Source organism: Streptomyces nanshensis, assembly GCF_001751255.1.
Taxonomy (GTDB): domain Bacteria; phylum Actinomycetota; class Actinomycetes; order Streptomycetales; family Streptomycetaceae; genus Streptomyces; species Streptomyces nanshensis_A.
The window spans coordinates 1-4,888 of sequence record NZ_LJGW01000650.1; the positions used below are offsets into that span (position 1 = coordinate 1).

2 protein-coding genes are annotated in these 4,888 nt (G+C 73.9%); both read left to right on the plus strand.

Annotation, left to right across the window (positions count from 1 at the left end; genetic code table 11):
* Window positions 1–4,124 (plus strand): condensation domain-containing protein (locus AN218_RS30875; protein WP_171908861.1); only part of this gene is annotated, 4,124 nt, incomplete at its 5' end.
* The coding region (locus AN218_RS37280; protein ID WP_244900865.1) for a condensation domain-containing protein at window positions 4,121–4,888 on the plus strand (768 nt) is incomplete at its 3' end. The genes AN218_RS30875 and AN218_RS37280, both read left to right, overlap by 4 nt.

The following is a 4,888-nucleotide window of genomic DNA, read 5'->3' on the forward strand; positions in this document are numbered from 1 at the left end:
CGGCCGCCGAACCCGCCGCGGCTCCCGCTGCCGCCACGGCTCCCGCGCCCGCGCCGGACGCCGCCCCCTCGCGCGAGGACGTCGTCGCCGGCGTCTTCGCCACCGTCCTGCGGCTGCCCCACGTCGCCCCGGAGGACAGCTTCTTCGACCTCGGCGGCGACAGCATCGTCTCCATCCAGCTCGTGAGCCAGCTCCGCAAGGCGGGTCTGGTCCTCACCCCGCAGGACGTCTTCGAGCACAAGACCGTACGGGCGCTCGCGGCCGTCGCCCGGGAGACCGGACGCGGCACGGCCGCCGGCGGAACCGCCTCCGGCGTGGGCGAGGTGCCGCTGACGCCGATCGTGCACTGGCTGCGCGAACTCGACGGCCCCGTCGACGGGTTCCACCAGGCCGTCATGCTCCAGGTGCCCGGCGGGCTGCGCCACGACGTCCTCGTCAAGGCCGTGCAGACCCTCTTCGACCACCATGACGCGCTGCGGCTGCGTCTGGACACCTCGGGCGGCGAGTGGCGCCTGGAGGCGCGGCCGGCCGGTGCGGTGGCGGCGCAGTCGTGCGTCCGCCGCGTCGACGTCTCCGCACCCGGCACGGATCTGACCGCGGCCGTCGAGCGCGAGGCGGCCCGCGCCAAGTCCGAACTCGACGTGCGGGCAGGCACGATGGTGCGCGTCGTGTGGTTCGACGCCGGGCCGCACACGCCCGGACGGCTGATGTTCATGGGACACCATCTGTCGGTCGACGGGGTGTCCTGGCGCATCATCGTGCCCGACCTCGCCTCCGCGTACGAGGCACTCGACGCGGGCCGCACCCCCGAACTCCAGCCCGTCGAGACGCCGTTGCGGCAGTGGGGCCGCGCGCTGTCCGAGCAGGCGCAGGAGGACCGGCGGCTCGCCGAACTCCCCCTGTGGCAACGGACGTTGGAAACCACCGGGCCCCGGCTCGCCAACCGGCCGCTGGACCCCGCGCACGACACCACGGGACGCGCGCGCTCCCATGTGCTGACGTACGGCGCGGAGCGGGCCCGGCATCTGTTCACCACCATCCCCGCGGCCTTCCACTGCGAGATCAACGACGTCCTGCTCACCGCGCTGGCGCTGGCCGTACGGAGCTGCGTCGGCGCCGCGGACGGGCACGCAGGGGACGACGGCGGCGCGGGCGACGTGCTGATCGACGTGGAGGGCCACGGCCGCGAACCGGTCGTCCCGGGCGCCGATCTCTCCCGTACCGTCGGCTGGTTCACCAGCATGTACCCGGTGCGCCTGGCACCCGGCGAGGCCGCCGCCGACAGCGGACACGAACTGGGCCGCGCCCTGCGGCGCGTCAAGGAGCAGCTCCGGGAGATCCCGGACAAGGGCATCGGCTTCGGCCTGCTGCGCTATCTGAACCCGCGGACGTCGGCGGCGCTCGCCGCCGCGCCTCCCCGGCACATCGGCTTCAACTACTTCGGCCGCTTCCTGCTGCCCGCCGCGGCGGGCGAACGGGACTGGGCACCGGCCCCCGAGACCGCGATGAGCGCGGGCGCCGACGCCGACATGCCGCTGACGCATCCGCTGTCCATCAACGCCCTGACGCAGGACGGCGAGGACGGCACCGAACTGGCCGTCTCCTTCGTCTGGCCGGAGGGCGTCGTCGAGGAGGAGACCGTACGGGCCTTGGCGGACACCTGGTTCGCCATCCTCGACGCGCTCGCCGAGCACGCGACGCAGCCCGGCGCGGGCGGACGTACCCCCTCGGACTTCCCGCTCGTCTCGCTCGGGCAGGACGAGATCGACGAACTGGAGGCGTCACACCCGGACGTGACGGAGATCCTTCCGCTCTCCCCGTTGCAGCAGGGCATGCTCTACCACGTGCTGCTCGGGGCCCTCGCCGACGGCGGCGACGAGGACGAGGACGCGGACGGCGCCGACGAGACCCGGCACAACCTCTACACCGTGCAGCTCTGGCTCGACCTGGAGGGCACACTCGACGCGCGGCTCATGCGCCGGGCCGGACAGGCGCTGCTGCGGCGGCACGGCAACCTCCGGGCGGCGTTCGTGCACGACGGCATGTCCCAGCCCGTGCAGGTGATCTGCGCGGACGCCGAACTCCCGTGGCGCGAGGCGGACTTGACCGGAGTGGCCGACGCTGAGGAGCTGGAGGAGGAGGCGCGCCGGATGATGCGCGCCGAGCGGGGCCGCCCCTTCGACCCGGCGCATCCGCCCATGGTCCGCATGATGCTGCTCACGACTGGCGAGAACCGCTGGAAGCTGGTGCTGACCACGCACCACATCCTGCTGGACGGCTGGTCGCTGCCGGTCATCGTGCGGGAGCTGTTCGCGCTGTACCGCAAGGAGGTGGGCGCGGCCGGCGGCAGCGACGCGGACCTGCCCGCCGTCACACCGTTCCGTGAGTATCTGGCGTGGCTGGAGGACGTCGACACCGGGAAGGCCGAAGCGGCCTGGCGGGAGGCGCTGTCGGGCCTGACCCGCACCACGCGTCTCGCGCCCGACGAGGAGGGCCGCACACCGCTGCCCGCCGACCACGTCGCCGTCGAACTCAGCGAGGCGACCACGACGGCGCTGGTGGAGATGGCACGCCGCCACGGAGTCACCCTCAACACCGTGCTCCAGACCGCCTGGGGCCTGCTGCTGGGGCTGGAGACCGGGCACGAGGACGTCGTCTTCGGCTCGGTGGTCTCCGGCCGTCCCGCCGAACTCCCGGGCGTCGAGACGATGGTGGGGCTGTTCATCAACACCGTCCCGACGAGGGTGCGGCTGGATCCGGCGGAGTCGCTGGGCACCCTGCTGGTACGGATGCAGCGGGAGCAGACCCGGCTGATGCCGTACCACCACATCGGGCTCGGCGAGATCCGCGGCATCACGAACATGGGCGACATGTTCGACACCGTCATGGCGTTCGAGAACTACCCCGTGGACGGGATGACGGAGGATCCGGCGCCCGGGCTCACGCTGGCCCGCGCCTCCGGCGACGACGCACCGCACTATCCGCTGGGCCTGATCGTCTCGGCGCGCGGCGAGCGGGTGTTCCTGCGCTTCGACTACCGGCCGCATCTGCTGGACCGCGAACGGGTCGAGGCGCTGTCCGCGCGCTTCGAGGGCCTGCTGACGACGCTGGCGCACGACCCGGCGCGCAGTGTGGGCGCGGTCGAATCCGGTGCCGTCGGTTCCGGCGGTGCGGACGCCGCAGTGGCGGACCGTACGGAGCATGCGGAGAGCATGGCCGGCACCGGCACCGGTGCGGCCGTCGCCCCGGATCCGGCCGCCGCCGCGTCCCAACAGGCCAGCGGCATCGGCGTGTTGCTGCCGCTGCGCGACACGGGCAGCAGGCCGCCGCTGTTCTGCGTGCACCCGGCGGCCGGCATCGCCTGGTCGTACGCGGGTCTGACCACGTCCCTCGGCACCGACCAGCCGGTCTACGGACTCCAGGCCCGCGGCCTGGACGGCACGGAGGTGCTGCCCGCCACGGTCGGGGAGATGGCCGCCGACTATCTGGCACAGGTGCGCAGCGTGCAGCCGTCCGGCCCGTACCACCTGTTGGGCTGGTCCTTCGGCGGGCTCGTGGCACACGAGATGGCCGTCCAACTCCAGTGCGGCGGCGAGCAGGTGGGGCTGCTGTCGGTGCTCGACGCCTTCCCCGCGGGGTCCGACGGCGCGCCCGGAATGCCGGGCGTACCGGGCGCCGCGGAGCAGGCCCGGGCCGCCGCCGAGCCGCCCGCCGACGGCGGCGTGGGCATGGTGCTGGGACTGCTGCTGGAGTTCTTCGGCTACGACCCGGCCGCCTGGGAGGGGGAGACGCTCACCTACGAACGGTTCCTGGAGATCGCACGGGACCGTACGGGGCTGCTGGCCACGTTCGACGAGTCGAGGGTCGCCGCGATCTGCCGGATCTTCCTCAACAACGGCACGCTCTCCCGCGCACACCGGCCGGGCCGGTTCACCGGGGACCTCCTGGTCTTCGCCGCGCGCGAGACCGATCCCCAACTCGCCGCCGAACTCTGGCTGCCGCACATGGACGGCGGCAAGCCCGACGTCCGTACGGTCGAGCACGCGCACGGCGCGATGGGACGTCCGGACGCGCTCGGCGAGATCGGCGCGGTGCTGCGGCGGCGCCTCCAGGGCGACGCGTGAGCGTGCTCCCGGGCGGGGACGGCACCGCGTCCGCGCCCGCGCCCGCGCAGGGACGGGGACCCGGATCCGCTTCCGTGCCGGGAGCGGATCCGGCGGGCCTGCCGCTGACCACCGCCCAGTCCGGCATCTGGACGGGCCAGGCCCTCGCGCCCGGCTCCGCGCGCTACCACGTCGGCTTCAGCGTCGAGGTCCACGGACAGCTCGACGCGGACGTGTTCGAGGCCGCCTTCCGCCAGGTGATCTCCGAGGCGGAAGGGCTGCGGGCGCGCTTCACGCGCGCTCCTGACGGTGAACCGCGCCAGCACATCGGGGAGTTGCCGCCCTGGAACGTGCCGTATGCGGACCTGAGCGGAGAGACGAGCCCGCGCCGTGCCGCGACGGCGTGGCTGCGCGCCGACCTCGCGCGCCCCTTCGACCTGGCGCGCGGCCCCCTCTTCCGAGGGGCGCTGCTGCGGCTGTCGGAGACGCGCTGGTGCTGGTATCTCGGAGCGCACCACCTCGTCCTCGACGGCGTCAGCTCCTCCCTGTTCGCCCGGCGCCTGAGCGAGGTCTACGCGGCGCTGGAGCGCGAAGTACCGCCGCCCGAGGGGCGGTTCGGGCCGCTGCGCACACTGCTGGACGACGAGGAGGCGTACCGGGCCTCGCCCGGCCGCCTTGCCGACCGGGGCTTCTGGCTCGGCCGGACCGCCGGACGCAGCGGACCGGCCGCCCTCGCCTGGACGCCGGGACCACGCGGCGCCGGTACCGGTACCGGCGGGCGCGCG